Here is a 16,577-nt window from a genome sequence, read left to right on the forward strand (position 1 = left end):
CTCTGAGAGACCGCCATGATCCGAGCCGACATCCTTGCCGAATCCCTTGACGCCGACGACGGCCGCCCGGCCTGGAGCCGCGAGGAATTCGAGGCGCAGCTGCGCGAGAACGGCAAGTCGTACCACATCCACCACCCGTTCAACGTCATGCTCAACACCGGCCGCGCCACGCCGGAACAGATCCGCGGCTGGGTCGCCAACCGCTACTACTACCAGATCGCCATCCCGGTGAAGGACGCGGCGATCATGGCTAACTGCCCGGACCGCGAAGTGCGCCGCGGCTGGGTGCAGCGCATCCTCGACCACGACGGTTTCGAATACGGCCTGCCCAACGGCGAGAAATTCGTCGACGCCGGCGGCATCGAAGCCTGGATACGCCTCGGCGAGTCGGTCGGTCTGAGCCGCGAGGAAATCGTCGACCTGCGCCACGTGCTGCCCGGCGTGCGCTTCGCCGTCGACGCCTACATCAACTTCGCCCGCCGCGCCCCGTGGCAGGAGGCCGTCTGCTCGTCGCTGACCGAACTGTTCGCCCCGCTCATCCACCGCCAGCGCCTGGCCACCTGGCCGGAACACTACCCGTGGATCGAGTCGGAAGGCCTGCAGTACTTCCGCAACCGCACCAGCCAGGCGCCGCGCGATGTCGAGCAGGGCCTGCAGGTCACCCTCGAGCATTTCCGCACCCGTCCGATGCAGGAACGCGCCGTGCAGATCCTCAAGTTCAAGCTCGACATCCTGTGGGCTATGAACGATGTGATGGGCCAGCATTACGGCACCAACGGCGTGACCGGCACGCCGGAAGCCGAACGCAAGGCGGCGTGATGGACGGCATCCCCCGCCTCGGCCACGGCTTCCGCTTCCAGTGGGAGCCGGCGCAGAACTGCCATGTGCTGCTCTACCCGGAGGGGATGATCAAGCTCAACCAGAGCGCCGGGGAAATCCTGGCCCGCTGCAACGGCCAGCGCGACATCGCCGCCATCGTCGCCGACCTGGAAGCCGCTTTCGCCGCCAGCGGCCTGCGCGCCGATGTCGAAGCCTTCGTCGCCATGGCCATCGACAAACGCTGGCTGCGCCTCGATACTGCTCCAGCATGAACACCACCATCGCTCCCAGCAGCCAGATCGGCCCGCCGATGTGGCTGCTCGCCGAAGTCACCTACCGCTGCCCGCTGCATTGCGTGTTCTGCTACAACCCGGTCGACTTCGCCCGGCACGAGCAGGAACTGAGCACCGACGACTGGCTGCGCGTGCTGCGCGAAGGGCGCGAACTGGGGGCCGTGCAGTGCGGCTTTTCCGGCGGCGAGCCGCTGCTCCGCGACGATCTGGAAATCCTCATCGACGAAGCCCGCAAACTGGGCTACTACACCAACCTGATCACCTCCGGCATCGGCCTCACCGAAGCCCGGCTCGACGCCTTCAAGGCGGCCGGCCTCGACCACATCCAGCTCTCCTTCCAGGATTCGTCCAAGGAGATCAACGATTTCCTGACCCATACCCGGACCTTCGACCTTAAGCAGAAGGTCGGCGACATGCTCAAGGCGCGCGGCTGGCCGATGGTCATGAACGTCGTCATCCACCGCCTGAACATCGAACACATCGGCCGCATCATCGAAATGGCCGACGAACTGGGCGCCGAATACCTGGAACTGGCCAATGCCCAGTACTACTCGTGGGCGCTGCTCAACCGCGACCAGCTGATGCCGACGCGCGAGCAATTGAAACGCGCCGAGGAAGTCACCAACGAATGGAAGGCCAGACTGGCCGACCGCATGCGCATCCTCTTCGTCGTGCCCGACTACCACGAGGGCAAGCCGAAGAAATGCATGAACGGCTGGGGCAATATCTTCCTGACCGTGACGCCGGACGGCACCGCCCTGCCCTGCCACACCGCCCGCATGCTGCCCGGCCTCAGCTTCCCGAACGTGCGCGAGCACAGCCTGCGCCACGTCTGGTTCGAGTCGGAAGGCTTCAACCACTACCGCGGCACCGGCTGGATGAAGGAACCCTGCCAGAGCTGCGACAACAAGGAAAAGGACTACGGCGGCTGCCGCTGCCAGGCCTACCTGCTGGCCGGCGACCCGGATGCCGCCGACCCGGTCTGCCCGAAGAGCCCGCACCACGACCAGGTGACGAGCGCGCTGGAAAACGCCGGGAATCCGGCCCGCCGGACGCAGCCGTTGATTTTCCGCGACCCCAAGGAAAGCCGCCGCCTGAGCGCCGACACGCCCTGACCGGAAGCCCTCGCCGCCAACTGAATTGCCCGCTCGGCGACGGATTTACCGCTCAGGCCTGCGCGCTCTCGCCGCTCCGCCACAGCCATTCGAGCAGGGTTTCATACAGTTTCTGCGGATCGACCGGCTTGGCGATGTGATCGTTCATGCCGCCCTTGAGGCAGTGCCGGCGGTCGTCATCGAAAGCATTCGCCGTCATGGCCAGAATCGGCGTCGTCCGGTTCAGCGAATCGGCGCGGATGGCGCCGGCGGCGTCGATGCCGTTCATCACCGGCATCTGCATGTCCATCAGGATAAGGGCGTAGGCGTTGAGCCTGGCCAGTTCCAGCGCCTGCTGGCCGTTTTCGGCGATATCCACCGACAGGCTCACGTCCTCCAGCAAAGCGCGCGCAACCTCCTGTGTGATGGGCTCGTCTTCCACCAGCAAAATGCGCAAACCGGCGTATTGGCTGCGCAGACGCTGTTCGACGGGGAGGCCGGGACGCGGCGCTTCGGTCGGCAGCACACCCGGCTCCCGCTTTTTCAGGGGAATGACGAACCAGAAGGTGCTCCCCTTGCCGGGTACGCTGTCCACGCCGATTTCGCCCCCCATCAGCTGGACCAGCGATTTGCAGATCGCCAATCCGAGCCCGGTGCCGCCGTAGCGTCGGGTCATGCTGTTGTCGGCCTGCTCGAAGGACTGGAACAGGCGCCCTCTCGCTTCGTCCTCGATCCCGAAGCCGGTGTCGCTGACTGCGAAACGCACCTGCAGCGCCTCGCGGCTTTCGCCGACCGCACGGACCTTCAGGGTGACGCCCCCCTGCTCGGTGAACTTGATCGCATTGCCGACCAGGTTGAGCAGTATCTGCCCCAGGCGCAGCGAATCGCCCTTGAGCGGGGTAACGGCGACATCCGCCGGCAAGTCGATCTGCAGGCTCAGGTCTTTCCCGGCCGCCTCGTGGCCGAGGGTTCCCACCACGCCATCGACGCTGTCGCGCAGCTGCAGCGGCGCCTCCTCGAGCACCATGCGCTCAGCCTCGATCTTGGAGAGGTCGAGAATGTCGTTGAGCACGCAGAGCAGGCGCTCGGCGGCGTGCTTGGCCTTGCCGAGCTGGTCGACGCCGCGGGGATCGAGCATGCGCCGCCTGGCCAGCTCGATCATGCCCATGACACCGTTCATCGGCGTCCGCAGTTCGTGGCTCATGTTGGCGAGAAAGGCGCTCTTGGCGCGATTCGCGGCTTCGGCCGCATCCTTGGCGACGACCAGGTCCCGGGTCTGGGCTTCGACCAGATCCTGCAGGTGATGGCGATGCCGGAGCAGTTCGAATTCGTCCTGTTTGCGCTCCGTGATGTCGGTATGGGTGCCGCACATCCGCATCGGCTTCCCCTCCGGATCGCGCTGCATCACGCTGGCCTGATCGAGAACCCAGCGCACGCTGCCGTCCTTGTGAAGCATCCGGTATTCCAGCCGGTGGATGGCCGAACCGCCATCAAGCACGGCATTGATCGAATTCCACGCCCGTTCGCGGTCATCCGGATGAATGAAGTCCGTCCACTGCTGCGTCGTGTGCTTGATCTCCTCGTGGGTATAGCCGAGCATCTCGGCCCACTGCTCGTTGCGATCCACGGTACCGGCAGCGATGTCCCAGTCCCAGAAACCCAGCGCCGATCCGGCCAGCACGAAACGCAGCTGTTTCTCGCTGCGCTCCAGCGCCAGGCTGGATATCTTCCGCTCCGAGATATCCTCGACCATTGCCACCACGTAATCGACGCTGCCATCCGTCTTGCGCACATGGCTGACGGCCAGGCGCGTATAGACCACGTGACCATCCCGATGCACGAAACGCTTGTCCATGGCATAGCTGTCGATCTCGCCGGCCAGCATGCGGTTGAACTGCACCAGATCGGGCGCCAGGTCGTCCGGATAGGTCAGTTCCGTCCAGGTCATGTGCGTCAGCTCGGCTCGCGAATAGCCGAGCGTGGCGCACAGCGCATCGTTGACTTCAAGCCAGCCTTTTTCCAGGCTGGTGATGGCGAGCCCGACGATGGAATGGTCGAAATAGGCGTGGAAACGCTGCATGCTGGCGCGCTCCTCCGCGGTCACCGCCGCCTGGGCGCTTTGCAATGCCTGGCGGTCGATCTGCTGCTGGGCATGATGCTGGAAAAACAGGCACAAGAACAGGAAGGCCAGCGGGTAGAACAGCAGCAGCACCCACCAGGCCTGCTCGATGAAGGCATAACCGGCGCGATTGGGAATCAAGGCGAAAGCCCCCAGCTGCGCCAGCTGCACCGCCACGCCCAGCGCCACGTAGTGCACCGCCTTGGGATGACCGTCGCGTCGCGAGAACCATCGCCGCGCCAGCACGCCCAGCAAGGCCGACTGAAGGATGACCAGGACACCCACCGGCGCGCCGATGCCGCCCAGCTGGTAGCGATACACGGCGGCCATGCCCGCGGCGATGGCGGCCACCACGCCGCCGCCGACCAGGCCGGCCAGCGACAGCACGATCGAACGGCCGTCGAAGATCAGGCCCGGCGCGAAATTGACCGGGTTGACCATGCCGAGCAGGGTCACGCAGCCGAAGAGCCCGCCGAGCAGCAGCTGGCGCCCTGGCGAATTCCGCCGGGAACGCGAGATGACGAGCTGCCCGACCGCGACCAGGGCGACCAGGAAGGCAATATTGTTGATCAGATTGATGAACATGCTTCAGAACAAACCGGGATAGTCTCAGCCGTCATGCTACGCCAAGCGCATGACATTTTGCCGCCGAACACGCCGGAAAGCGCGCAAGAAAGGCTGAAAAATGCGCCCCGAGGCACCCGAAAGCCTTCCGCCATGGGCAAAACCGGCCGCAAACCGAAAAAACGGCGACCGGCGGCGCAAAGAGGCCGACTGCGGGTTTTCCCGCTTAGTGACAACCCCAATTCCCTTGTCGCCCTCCGCTGACTAGGCTTCCCTGCCACTCTGGAGGGGACCCATGAATCGACTGACCGCCGCAATCACCGGCATCGCGCTGTGCATCGCCACACCCGCGGCGCTGGCCGACGAACCGATCCGCATCGCCGTGACCGGGCCTTACTCCGGCCCCTCGTCGCCCATGGGCCAATCGATGCTGGCCGGGGTCCGGCTGGCGATCGGCGAGATGAACCTGGGCGGCGGACTGCTCGGACGGCAACTGGTGCTGGTCGAAAAGGACGACAAGGGAGACCCGGCGACCGGCAGGCAGGTGGTTGAGGAAGCGATCCGCCAGGACAAGGTGGTGGCCGGCTTGGGATTCGTCAATACCGGCGTCGCGCTGGCCTCGCTGAAGGCCTACCAGGAGGCCCGGGTACCGGTGATCGTCAACGTCTCGACCGGCAGCACCGTGGCCCGGCAGTTTCTCCCGCCCGCCGTGCCTGACAGCTACGCTTTCCGCAACTCGGCCAGCGACGACATCCAGGCGGCGATGATCGTCCGCGAAGCGGTCAAGCGCGGCCGCTATGCCAAACTGGCCATTTTCCACGACAGCACGCCCTACGGCGAGCAGGGACGCGACCAGCTGGGCAAGGAACTGGCCGCGCTCGACATCGTGCCGGTGGCCATCGAAAGCTTCGCGCCGGGCGTCAAGGATCTTTCCGCCGCCCTGCAGCGCGCCCGTGCGGCCGGCGCCGAGGCCATCCTGACCTATGCCATCGGGCCGGAATTGGCGGTCATCGCCAACGGCCGCGCCCGCCTCGGCTGGAAAGCGCCGATGATCGGCAGCTGGCCGCTGTCGCTGCCCAACTTCATCGAAGCCGCCGGCAAGAACGCCGACGGCGCCCGCATGCCGCAGACCTTCATCGAGGCCTCCAACAACTACCGGCGCACCGCCTTCATCAGCGCCTACCACCAGGCCAACGGCAGCAAGCGGATTCCGTCCGCCGTATCGGCCGCCCAGGGCTACGACTCGGCCTTGCTGCTGATGGCGGCCATCGCCCAGGCCGGCAGCACCGAGGGACCGAAAATCCGCGGCGCGCTGGAAAACCTGCAGAAGCCGGTCTACGGCGTGATCACCACCTACTCGCCGCCGTTCACCAAGGACGACCACGAGGCGCTGAGCGACAACATGGTCTTGATGGGCGAGGTGAAGCAGGGCCGGGTCGGCTTTGCCAACGCCGAGGACGAAAGGCGCAGCCTGCTGGTGCACCGCAAGCCGAAGGCTCAGCCGGTCAACTGACCCGACTGGATGCGCAGGGTTCGTCCGCAACGGGCGGCGATCGCCTCGTCGTGGGTGACGAGCAGCAAGGTCGTTCCCTGGCGGGCGTTGAGGTCGAACATCAGTTCGATGATCTGGCTGCCGGTTGCCGCATCGAGATTGCCGGTCGGCTCGTCGGCGAGGATCAGGCCGGGGTTCGGCGCAAAGGCGCGGGCCAGCGCGACGCGCTGCTGCTCGCCGCCGGAGAGGTGCTTGGGATAGTGCTTCAGGCGGTGACCGAGGCCGACACGCTCCAGCCATCCGCGCGCCGTCTCCGCCGCGCCGGCCGCTCCCGCCAGCTCGAGCGGCAGCATCACGTTCTCCAGCGCCGTCAGCGACGGCAGCAGCTGGAAGGACTGGAAGACAAAGCCGAGCAAGCGGCCGCGCAGCCTGGCCAGCCGGTCTTCGTCCAGCGCATTCAGGGACACGCCGTCGAGCCGGACCTCGCCCGCACTCGGCGCATCCAGGCCGGCGAGCAGGCCGAGCAGGGTGGACTTGCCGGACCCCGAGGCGCCGACGATGGCCACCGTTTCGCCCGGCATGACCGAAAAGGAAATATCCTGCAGAATCGTCAGCGGCGCGCCGCCGTTATCGACGGTCTTGCCCAATCCCGAGACGTTCACCACCGGTTTATCTGCCATGCGGCCCATCCTGTCCTTCTGCCTGTTCGTGTTTGCCCTGCTCTGCCTGCCGCTGCCGGCCCAGGCAGCGGGGACCATCCTGATCGTCGGCGACTCGCTCTCCGCCGGCTACGGCATCCGCCCCGAGCAGGCCTGGCCTGCCCTGCTCGGCAAGCGATTGTCCGAAAAACGACTCGATTATAGCGTCGCCAACCTGTCGATCTCCGGCGAGACCACCGCCGGCGGCCGCTCCCGCCTCGCCGCCGCGCTCAAGGCCCACCGGCCGGCGCTCGTCGTCATCGCCCTCGGCGCCAACGACGGCCTGCGCGGCCTGCCGCTGGGCCAGATGCGCGACAACCTGAATGCCATGATCGATGCCTCGCGCGCCAGCGGCGCCAGGGTGGCGCTGGCCGGCATGCGCCTGCCGCCCAACTACGGCCCTTACGCCGACGACTTCCGGCGCAGCTTTGCCGAGATCGCCAAGGCGAAGAAGACGCCGCTGGTCGACTTCCTGCTCGAGCCGGTGGCCGCCCAGGCCCGCTATTTCCAGCCGGATAACCTGCACCCGGTGGCCGAGGCGCAGCCCCTGATCCTCGACCACGTCTGGCCGACCCTGCTCCCCTTGCTAAAATAGCGGGATGAAACGCTCCAACCCCACCGTGGCCGACCTCGCGGCCTACGACGAGATCATCGACGTCCGCTCCCCGGCCGAATTCGCCGAAGACCATATTCCGGGGGCGATCAATTGCCCGGTGCTGGACAACGACCAGCGCGCCCAGGTCGGCACGCTGTACAAGCAGGTTTCGCCCTTCGAGGCCAAGAAGCTCGGCGCCGCGCTGGTTTCCGAAAACATCGCCCGCCACCTGAAGGAACGCTTCCTGGATCGGCCGAAAAGCTGGAAACCCCTGATCTGCTGCTGGCGCGGCGGCGACCGCAGCGGCTCGATGACCACCGTCTTCCGCGCCATCGGCTGGGCGGCCGGGCAACTGGACGGCGGCTACAAGTCCTGGCGCGGCCACGTCATCGCGCAACTCGCCGCCTTGCCGGCGCAATACCGCTTCATCGTCCTCTGCGGCGCCACCGGCAATGCCAAGACGCGCATCCTGCAGGCGCTGGGCGAGCGGGGAGCGCAGATTCTCGACCTGGAAACGCTGGCCAGCCACAAGGGTTCGGTACTCGGCATCCTGCCCGACCAGCCGCAGCCTTCGCAAAAGGCCTTCGAAACGGCGCTGCTGGCGTCGCTGTCGGGACTTGACCCGCAACGCCCGGTGTTCGTCGAGGCGGAAAGCCGCAAGATCGGCAACCTGCACGTTCCGGAAGCCCTGATCGAGCGTATCCGGCATGGCGACTGCGTGACGGTCGACGCCACGCTCGACGCCCGCGTCGATTTCCTGCTCAAGGATTACGACTACTTTCTCGGCCGCCCGGAACTGCTGGTTTCACGGCTCGACGTCCTGCGCTCGCAGCACAGCCGGGAAACCATCGCGCACTGGCATGAACAGGTCAGCAGCGGCGACTGGCCAGCGCTGGTGCACGAACTGCTCGAACTGCACTACGACCCCTTGTACCACCGCTCGCAACACAACAACTTCACCGGCATGCAGGATCCGGAGGCCTTTGCCACCGACGACCTGTCGCCCGCCGGCATCGCCCGGCTGGCCGACGCCATCGCTCAGTCGCGCACGGCGCAGACGGCCTGACGCATGGCCGGCTTCGGGCTGTCGACGTAGCCTTCCTCGAAGGCCACCTCCCGCAAGCCGGCAGCCGCGGCGATCTCCCGCAATTCGCCGGGGCGGAGCAGGAATTCCGGATTCGACGGCTTGCCGTAGGCCGCGTTGCCGAGCATGAAGGTCTCGTAGATCAACACGCCGCCGGGCGCCAGCAAGGCCAGCAGGTCGGGCAGGCGCGGCCGCCACAGGTAGTTGGTGACGACGATGCCGGCGTAGCGGCGGCCGGCCAGGGGCCATGCCCCGCCTTCCAGGTCGAGCCGGCCGGCTTCGATGCCGGCACAGCCGTCCAGGCCGGCGATGGCCGCCGCATCGCGGTCGACGGCATGCACCGCATACCCCCTGGCGGCCAGCCAGCGGGCGTGGCGGCCGCTGCCGCAGGCCAGGTCGAGGACAGCACCGGCTGCCGGAATCCGCTCGCCATGCCGCAACACCCAGGGGGAAGGCGGTATGATCATCGGGTTTTCATTCGTGGGGATGGGCATGTCGGGCATCGTGGTCGTGGCGGAAAACGGAATGGGAAGATACCAGCAAGCGGTCAGCGCAGGCCAGCGTCGGGCCGGGTGCCAACCCCCCGATCGCGCCATGCCCTACGGACGGATCTGCGGCAGTCGCCGATCCTCGCTTGCAGCCTGGAAAATTAGCCAATAACCCTATCTGGATCAATGACAATGCAGGGCGCCTGTGAGAAAATGACGCACTGCACAATAACAGCCTAACACGAGGGGCTTGCCATGCTGGAACAGCACTATCTCACCGCGCTTTTCGAACCGAAATCGGTCGCCGTGATCGGCGCCTCGGACCGTGAAAACTCGGTCGGCAACATCATCTTCAAGAACATCCTCAGCTCGGGCTACAAGGGCCGGCTCTACGCCATCAATCCCAAGCACGAGACCATCCAGGGCCAGCAGGCCTACAAGTCGATCGAGGAAATCGGCGCCCGCGTCGAGCTGGCGGTCATCGCCACCCGCGCCCAGACCGTGCCCCACCTGATCGAGCAGTGCGGCCGCAGCGGCGTGCGCAACGTCATCGTGATCACCGCCGGCTTCTCCGAATCCGGCCACGTCGGCGCCGCCATCGAGCGCAAGATGCTCGAGATCGCCCGCTCCTACAACGTCCGCATCCTCGGCCCGAACTGCCTGGGCATCATCCGCCCCGAACTCGGCCTCAACGCCACCTTCGCCAAGATCACCGCCAAGGCCGGCAACCTGGCCCTCGTCTCGCAATCCGGCGCCATGTGCTCGGCGGTGCTCGACTGGGCCAAGGCCAACGACGTCGGCTTCTCGTCGGTGATCTCCATCGGCATGACCGCCGACGTCGATTTCGGCGAAATCCTCGACTACCTGATCTACGACAGCCGCACCCACTACATCCTGATGTACGTGGAAGGCATCCGCAACGCCCGCCGCTTCATGAGCGCGCTGCGTTCCGCCGCCCGCATCAAGCCGATCATCCTGCTCAAGGCCGGCCGCCACGAGGCCGGCGCCATGGCCACCGCCACCCACTCCGGCATGGCCGCCGTGTCCGACACCGTGTTCGACGCCGCCGTGCGCCGCGCCGGCGTCGTCCGCGTGCAGAACGTCGGCCAGCTGTTCTACGCCGCCAAGGCACTGGCTTCCAAGTTCCGCCCGCAGGGCAACCGCCTGGCCATCATCACCAACGGGGGCGGTCCGGGCGCCATGGCCGCCGACCGTGCCGGCGACCTCGGCATCCCGCTGGCCGAACTGACCAACGAGACGATGGCCGTGCTCAACAAGGCCATGCCGACCAACTGGTCGCACGCCAACCCCATCGACATCGGCGGCGATGCGACGCCCGAGCGTTACCGCGACGCCATCATGGCCGTCACCCACGACGCCAACGTGGATAGCACCTTGGTCATGCTGTCGCCGCAGGCGATGACCGACCCGCTCGGCGTTGCCAAGGCGATCATCGAAGTGGCCGACAAGCTGAACCGCTCGCTGATCTGCTGCTGGATGGGCGAGGACCAGGTGCGCGAGGGCCGCAAGCTGCTCGAGGAGAACGGCATCCCGGCCTTCCGCATGCCGGAGACGGCGATCGAGCTGTTCCACCACATCTCCAAGTACTACCGCAACCAGAAGCTGCTGCTGCAGACGCCGGAACCGACCCGCCAGCACGGCCGCCCCGAGGCCGAAGGCGCCAAGATGCTGATCGAGGCCCTGCTCGCCGAGCGGCGCAAGGTGCTGTCCGAGATGGAATCGAAGGCCATCCTGCGCGCCTTCAAGGTGCCGGTGGCGCAGACCATGGTCGCCCGCACCGCCACCGAGGCGCTGCTGCTGGCCGAGCAGATCGGCTTCCCGATCGCCATGAAGGTCGATTCGCCGGACCTGCCGCACAAGTCGGACGCCGGCGGCGTGCGCCTCAACATCGGCAACGCGCCGGCCGTGCGCAACGCCTACCACGACATCATCGACACGGTGCACAAGCGCCGGCCGGACGCCAAGATCAACGGCGTCTCGATCGAGCCCTTCCTGTCGCGCCCGAACGGCCGCGAGCTGATGATCGGCGTCTTCCGCGACCCGATCTTCGGGCCGGTGATCACCTTCGGCGCCGGCGGCTTCGACGTCGAGATCTTCTCCGACCGCTCGGTCGCCCTGCCGCCGCTCAACCGCTTCCTGGCCAAGGACCTCATCGACTCGACGCGCGCCGCCAAGATTCTCGACCAGTTCCACAACATGCCGCCGGCCGACCGCGAGGCGATCAAGGAAGTGCTGCTCTGCATCTCCGAAATGGTCTGCGAACTGCCGTGGATCCAGGAACTCGACCTCAACCCGCTGATCGTCGACGAAAACGGCGCCATCGCCGCCGATGCCCGCATCGTCATCGACCATGCCGCCAGCGCCACCGGCGACCGCTACGCACACATGTCGATCTACCCCTACCCCGTCCATCTCGTCCAGGAATGGCAGATGAACGACGGCCAGGTCGTCACCATCCGCCCGATCCGTCCGGAAGACGCCGACATGGAGCAGGAGTTCGTCAAGGCCATGTCCGACGAATCGCGCTACTACCGCTTCATGGACACCCTGCGCGAACTGACGCAGACCATGCTGGTGCGCTTCACGCAGATCGACTACGACCGCGAAATGGCCCTGGTCGCCACCGTCGCCCTGGAAGTCGAGGACAACGTGGATGGCATCGAACCGCCGGAAAAGCAGATCGGCGTCGCCCGCTACGTGGTCAATCCGGATGGTGAGTCGGTCGAGTTCGCGCTCGCCGTCGGCGACGACTGGCAGAAGTGCGGCGTCGGCCGCAAGCTGATGACGGCGCTGATCGAATGCGCCCGCATGAAGGGCTACCGCGCCGTGGTCGGCGACGTGCTGTCGACCAACGCCAAGATGTTCCGCCTGATGACCAGCCTCGGCTTCACCATCCACCCGCATCCGGACGACACCGCCGTCAAGCGCGTGGTCAAGCCGCTGACGGGCTGACCGTGGATCGCTCCGGATGCGTCCGGAGCGCCGCAAAGCAAAAAGCCGGTCGATGACCGGCTTTTTGCTTTGGTTCTGCCTTGAAAATCGCGGCGCTTATTCGCCGAAGAAATTCACGTCGTACGGGTAGGACTTCTGCGGCACCTTGGAGGCGGCATTGCGCGCCGAGGTATCGACATCCTGCTTCTTGTCCCACCACAGGGCGCGGCCGGCCTTCTGGTCGTCGACCCACTCCGGATTCTTGGCAAGCATTTCGTTCATCCAATCCTGATGATCGGACGTGTACGTGGTATTGACGTCACCCATTTCGCGACATTCCTCAAGCTAAACAAGACAATTCCGCGATTCTAGCATGCCGCATCGGCGCTCAGGGGTACAAACCGCGGGTCGCCCGCGCCGCCAGCACGCGGCTGCAACCGATGACGAATGCCGCCGTGCGCAGCGACAGGCCGCGCTCCCCGGCCAGCTGCCAGATGGCGTCGAAGGCCTCGGTCATGATCCGGTCGAGGCGGGCGTTGATTTCCTCCTCGCTCCAGAAAAAGCTGGAGAAATCCTGCACCCACTCGAAATAGCTCACGGTCACCCCGCCGGCGTTGGCCAGCACATCGGGAACGACCATCACCCCCCGTTCGGCGAGGATGGCCTCGGCTTCCGGCGTGGTCGGGCCGTTGGCGCCTTCGACGACGATGCGCGCCGTGACCTGCTCGGCGTTGTAGCGGTTGATCTGCGACTCGAGCGCAGCCGGGACCAGGAATTCGCAAGGCAGCGCCCAGAAATCGGTGCTCGGCAGCATTTCCGCGCCCGGCGCGCCGAGCAGCGTGCCGTTGGCCGCATGAAAAGCCTTCAGGGCCGCCACATCCAGCCCGGCCGGGTTGTAGATCGTGCCGCTGACATCCTGGATGGCGACGATAATCGCCCCGGCCTGGGCGAACATCCGGGCGCTCGCCTCGCCGACGTTGCCGAAGCCCTGGACGATCACCCGCGCCCCCTCGATCGGCAGGTTCATGCGCCGTGCCGCCTCGCGCGCCGTGACGAAGACGCCGCGCCCGGTCGCATCCTGCCGCCCGAGCGAACCGCCCAGCGCCAGCGGCTTGCCGGTCACCACCCCGGTCACCGTGCGCCCCTCGCCCATCGAGTAGGTATCCATCATCCAGGCCATGGTCTGGGCATTGGTGTTCATGTCCGGCGCCGGGATGTCCTTGTCCGGGCCGATCATCGAACTGATCTCGCTGGTGTAGCGGCGGGTCAGGCGTTCCAGCTCGGAGGCGTTGAGCTGGCGCGGATCGACCCGGATGCCGCCCTTGGCACCGCCGAAAGGCACGTTGACCACGGCGTTCTTGATGGTCATCCAGCCGGACAGCGCCATGACCTCGGACAGCGTCACGTCCTGGTGATAGCGGATGCCGCCCTTGCCCGGTCCGCGCGAGGTGTTGTGATGCACGCGGTAGCCCTCATAGTGGGCGATTTCGCCGCTGTCGAGGCGGATCGGCACATCGACGATCAGCGAGCGCTTGGGCCGGCGCAGCGTCTCCACCCAGGGCTGCAGCGCCGGTTCGAGCAAGGGCGCCACCTGTTCGACCTGATGCAGGAATATGCGCCAGGGGCCGATGTTCTCGGCGGAAATATACGAAGGCAACTGGGTCTGGGTCATGGCTACACCTTTCATACACCAAGCGTCATCGGGGTGGCATTGCCGCCGGCCGCCATCGCAGCGGCGCTGACTACGCGCTCGACGACCATGCGATACAAAGGATAACCGCCCGCAGGCGACATGAAAACCGGCACCAGCGCGGCAGCCGCCGCCGAATGCCCAGTCGGCATGCGCCCGGCGACGAACGACTGCTTGTTTCCCGCCTCATACGGAACGCCCCTCTTTTGCCTCGGCAACTGGCGCAGCCACCTGCCCAGAGGTTATGCTTTGCCACTTCATCCCATAACCGGAGAGAGACAAACGTGAGCGCCCTGCTGCCCCACCCCGATCCCGATGGCCTGCTTGAATACTCGGTGGTCTATACCGACCGCGCCCTGAATCACATGTCGCAACGCTTCCAGGGGGTGATGAGAGACATCTCGCGCCTGCTGAAAAAGGTCTACAACGCACATGCGGCTGTCGTCGTCCCCGGTAGCGGCACGTTCGGCATGGAAGCCGTCGCCCGCCAGTTCGCCAACGACCGGAAAGTGCTGGTCATCCGCAATGGCTGGTTCAGCTTCCGCTGGACGCAGATTCTCGAGATGGGAAAGATTCCCGCCGAAAGCATCGTGATGAAGGCGCGCCAGGTCGGCAGCGGCGCCCAGGCGCCCTTCGCCCCGGCCCCCATCGAGGAGGTCGTGGCGGCCATTCGCCAGCACCGGCCGGCCGTCGTCTTCGCGCCGCATGTCGAAACGGCATCCGGCATGATCCTGCCCGACAGCTACATCAAGGCAGTCGGCGCTGCGGTACGCGAGGTCGGCGGCCTGTTCGTGCTCGACTGCATCGCCTCGGGCACGGTCTGGGTCGACATCGCGGCGAGCAACGTCGACGTCCTGATCAGCGCCCCGCAGAAGGGCTGGAGCGCCTCGCCCTGCTGCGCCCTGATCGCCCTCGGCGAACGCGCCCGTGCCCGCATCGACGAGACGACGAGCAGCAGCTTCGCCTGCGATCTGAAAAAGTGGCTGCAGATCATGGAAGCCTTCGAAAACGGCGGCCACGCCTACCATGCGACGATGCCCACCGACGCCCTGGCGGCGGTGCGCGACGTCATGCTGGAAACCGAAGCCTACGGTTTCGACAAGGTCTGCCGGGAACAACACGAACTCGGCCGTCAGGTCCGCGAGCTGCTCGAATCCCGCGGCTTCCCCAGCGTTGCGGCCGAGGGCTTCAAGGCGCCCGGCGTCGTCGTCAGCTACACCGCCGACCCGGACATCCAGTCGGGCAGGAAATTCATCGCCCAGGGTTTCCAGACGGCGGCCGGCGTTCCGCTGCAATGCGACGAACCGCCCGAGTTCCGCACCTTCCGGGTCGGCCTTTTCGGCCTGGACAAGCTGCACCATCCGGAACGCACCGTCGCCCATCTCGCCCGGGCGCTGGATTCGCTCGCGGGCTGAAAAAAAGACAGCGCGGTTCGCGCCGCGCTTCCTCCACCCCGGAGATCAGGCTTTTCCGGCGTATTTCTTCTCGCCGGCCGGCAGCTCGAACGGCAACCAGTTTTCCGGTGGCGGCAAGGGACAGGTGGCAAACGGCGTAAACGCGCAGGGCGGATTGTAGGCACGATTGAAATCCAGCCGGATGCGCCCGTCTTCCGGCAGCGGCACCTTCAGGAAGCGCCCGGCGCCGTAGCTTTCCTTGCCGCTGGTCCGGTCGCGAAAGACGAAGAAAACCTCGCGCTCGCCGACCGACATCGGCAGCAGGGCCACCGCCTGGCCGGCATGCTCGAATACGGCGCGGTGCGCAACGCTGACCGTCTTCAGGTCGCCGCTGACGTTGGGCACCTCCATGACCAGCGGCGGATCGATGTTCTCCCAGGCGGCGTCGACCACCCAGGCGGCGTCGAACGGAAAGTACGCCAGCCCGGCGAAGGGTGCGCGACGCGCCCATTCGCGATCGCGCAAGCGTACCGCCAGCTGTCCTTCGCGATCGACGACAAAAAAGGAAAGATGGCCCACATCGACCACCGTCGGCGCCCCGTCGAGGTCCGTCCGGAGGACCTGCTCCGGCCCGTCTGCCGGCTGCCAGCGCAGCTCTTCCGCCTCCCAGACGATTGCCCCCTGCTCGGGAAGCCCCGCCGGCAGGACGACTTCGGCATCCTCGGCGGAACCGACGCGATTGATGCCCGGCTGCAGCCAGAACAGGCCGATCAGCCCCAGCCAGCTCGATGGGGCGGCCAGTTCGGCCTGGCGCTCGCGCTGCCAGATTTCGAGATCATTTACCATTGATTACAATTCCCTTGTTTTCCGTATCCGCTTCGATCCGTTATTCGCTTAACCTGAGCACTTTCACGACAAGGAGCACCTTCATGAAAAAAATCATTCTGGCGGTACTGATCGGCGGCGCATCCCTGTGCGCCCAAGCCGTCGACGTCAACGTCAATCTCGGCAACGTCCGCGTGCAAGGCCCGGGCGGTGTGACCGTCACCTTCGGCAGCCGCGATACGCGCGGCTACTACTGGGACGGCTACGAATACCGCGACCCGGATTACTGGCGCCGGCACGACGGTCCGCGCGGCGAGAAATACTATACCGGCCGCGGCAACAATGGCGTACCGCACCAGGACGGCGGCCACTGCCCGCCGGGCCAGGCCAAGAAGGGCCGCTGCTGATTCGTCGCGCCGCAGGAACCAAGGGCGATGCCGCCAGGCATCGCCCTTGTCGTTTTCGAGCCC

The 16,577-nt window shown here is 66.1% G+C and carries 16 protein-coding genes; 9 read left to right on the forward strand and 7 right to left on the reverse strand.

The genetic code is table 11. The annotated features are described in order from the left end of the window. Positions 1-15 precede the first annotated feature (15 nt). From pqqC to pqqE, 3 genes are read left to right on the forward strand one after another with little or no spacing between them, the layout of a single operon-like run. Positions 16-819: a pyrroloquinoline-quinone synthase PqqC gene (pqqC, locus tag Q0P59_RS00135; RefSeq protein WP_295002214.1), complete on the forward strand. Its 804-nt coding sequence runs from the start codon at positions 16-18 to the stop codon at positions 817-819. After that, positions 819-1,091, forward strand: a complete 273-nt coding sequence (gene pqqD / locus Q0P59_RS00140; RefSeq protein WP_295002216.1) for a pyrroloquinoline quinone biosynthesis peptide chaperone PqqD — start codon at positions 819-821, stop codon at positions 1,089-1,091. Before pqqC ends, pqqD begins: the two co-directional genes overlap by 1 nt. Further along, positions 1,088-2,227: a pyrroloquinoline quinone biosynthesis protein PqqE gene (gene pqqE / locus Q0P59_RS00145; protein ID WP_295002218.1), complete on the forward strand. Its 1,140-nt coding sequence runs from the start codon at positions 1,088-1,090 to the stop codon at positions 2,225-2,227. The genes pqqD and pqqE overlap by 4 nt, the downstream gene beginning before the upstream one ends. A 52-nt stretch (positions 2,228-2,279) precedes the next feature. On the opposite strand, the gene Q0P59_RS00150 is transcribed toward pqqE, so the two are convergent. Continuing rightward, positions 2,280-4,910 carry a PAS domain S-box protein gene (locus Q0P59_RS00150; RefSeq protein ID WP_295002220.1) on the reverse strand — a complete coding sequence of 877 codons (2,631 nt, stop codon included), beginning with the start codon at positions 4,908-4,910 and terminating at the stop codon, positions 2,280-2,282. Positions 4,911-5,184: 274 nt separating this feature from the next. On the opposite strand from Q0P59_RS00150, the gene Q0P59_RS00155 reads away from it, so the two are divergent. Further along, a complete protein-coding gene (locus Q0P59_RS00155) occupies positions 5,185-6,402 on the forward strand; it encodes an ABC transporter substrate-binding protein (protein WP_295002222.1) in 1,218 nt (405 codons plus the stop codon). Here Q0P59_RS00155 and Q0P59_RS00160 read toward each other — a convergent pair. Further along, the gene (locus tag Q0P59_RS00160) at positions 6,387-7,061 is read right to left on the reverse strand and encodes an ATP-binding cassette domain-containing protein (RefSeq protein ID WP_295002224.1); all 675 of its coding nucleotides are present in this window, start codon (positions 7,059-7,061) and stop codon (positions 6,387-6,389) included. The genes Q0P59_RS00155 and Q0P59_RS00160 overlap by 16 nt on opposite strands. Between Q0P59_RS00160 and Q0P59_RS00165 the strand changes: the two genes are divergently transcribed. Both Q0P59_RS00165 and mnmH read left to right on the forward strand, forming a co-directional pair. Then, on the forward strand, positions 7,060-7,674 hold the full coding sequence (locus tag Q0P59_RS00165) for an arylesterase (protein WP_295002226.1): 615 nt from the start codon (positions 7,060-7,062) through the stop codon (positions 7,672-7,674). The genes Q0P59_RS00160 and Q0P59_RS00165 overlap by 2 nt on opposite strands. Before the next feature lie 4 nt (positions 7,675-7,678). Further along, positions 7,679-8,740, forward strand: a complete 1,062-nt coding sequence (gene mnmH, locus Q0P59_RS00170) for a tRNA 2-selenouridine(34) synthase MnmH (protein WP_295002228.1) — start codon at positions 7,679-7,681, stop codon at positions 8,738-8,740. Here mnmH and Q0P59_RS00175 read toward each other — a convergent pair. After that, the gene (locus Q0P59_RS00175; RefSeq protein WP_295002230.1) at positions 8,713-9,225 is read right to left on the reverse strand and encodes a methyltransferase domain-containing protein; all 513 of its coding nucleotides are present in this window, start codon (positions 9,223-9,225) and stop codon (positions 8,713-8,715) included. The genes mnmH and Q0P59_RS00175 overlap by 28 nt on opposite strands. A 276-nt stretch (positions 9,226-9,501) precedes the next feature. Here Q0P59_RS00175 and Q0P59_RS00180 point away from each other — a divergent pair, with 276 nt between their 5' ends. Beyond that, positions 9,502-12,219, forward strand: a complete 2,718-nt coding sequence (locus Q0P59_RS00180) for a bifunctional acetate--CoA ligase family protein/GNAT family N-acetyltransferase (protein WP_295002232.1) — start codon at positions 9,502-9,504, stop codon at positions 12,217-12,219. A 96-nt stretch (positions 12,220-12,315) separates the two neighbouring features. On the opposite strand, the gene Q0P59_RS00185 is transcribed toward Q0P59_RS00180, so the two are convergent. From Q0P59_RS00185 to Q0P59_RS00195, 3 genes are all read right to left on the reverse strand, one after another. Then, positions 12,316-12,525 carry a DUF3460 family protein gene (locus Q0P59_RS00185; protein ID WP_295002233.1) on the reverse strand — a complete coding sequence of 70 codons (210 nt, stop codon included), beginning with the start codon at positions 12,523-12,525 and terminating at the stop codon, positions 12,316-12,318. Positions 12,526-12,586: 61 nt separating this feature from the next. Then, positions 12,587-13,870 (reverse strand): Glu/Leu/Phe/Val dehydrogenase, encoded by a 1,284-nt coding sequence (locus Q0P59_RS00190; protein ID WP_295002235.1) that lies wholly within the window; start codon positions 13,868-13,870, stop codon positions 12,587-12,589. Positions 13,871-13,881: 11 nt separating this feature from the next. Continuing rightward, positions 13,882-14,040 (reverse strand): hypothetical protein, encoded by a 159-nt coding sequence (locus Q0P59_RS00195; RefSeq protein WP_295002237.1) that lies wholly within the window; start codon positions 14,038-14,040, stop codon positions 13,882-13,884. 132 nt (positions 14,041-14,172) lie between these two features. Between Q0P59_RS00195 and Q0P59_RS00200 the strand changes: the two genes are divergently transcribed. Continuing rightward, on the forward strand, positions 14,173-15,303 hold the full coding sequence (locus tag Q0P59_RS00200; RefSeq protein ID WP_295002239.1) for an alanine--glyoxylate aminotransferase family protein: 1,131 nt from the start codon (positions 14,173-14,175) through the stop codon (positions 15,301-15,303). Between the two features lie 45 nt (positions 15,304-15,348). Here Q0P59_RS00200 and Q0P59_RS00205 read toward each other — a convergent pair whose 3' ends face one another. Continuing rightward, positions 15,349-16,128 carry a DUF1684 domain-containing protein gene (locus tag Q0P59_RS00205; protein ID WP_295002241.1) on the reverse strand — a complete coding sequence of 260 codons (780 nt, stop codon included), beginning with the start codon at positions 16,126-16,128 and terminating at the stop codon, positions 15,349-15,351. A gap of 83 nt (positions 16,129-16,211) precedes the next feature. On the opposite strand from Q0P59_RS00205, the gene Q0P59_RS00210 reads away from it, so the two are divergent. Continuing rightward, positions 16,212-16,514 (forward strand): DUF2502 domain-containing protein, encoded by a 303-nt coding sequence (locus tag Q0P59_RS00210; RefSeq protein WP_295002243.1) that lies wholly within the window; start codon positions 16,212-16,214, stop codon positions 16,512-16,514. Positions 16,515-16,577: the final 63 nt, after the last annotated feature.

Source organism: uncultured Dechloromonas sp. (genome assembly GCF_945957265.1).
Classification (GTDB): domain Bacteria; phylum Pseudomonadota; class Gammaproteobacteria; order Burkholderiales; family Rhodocyclaceae; genus Azonexus.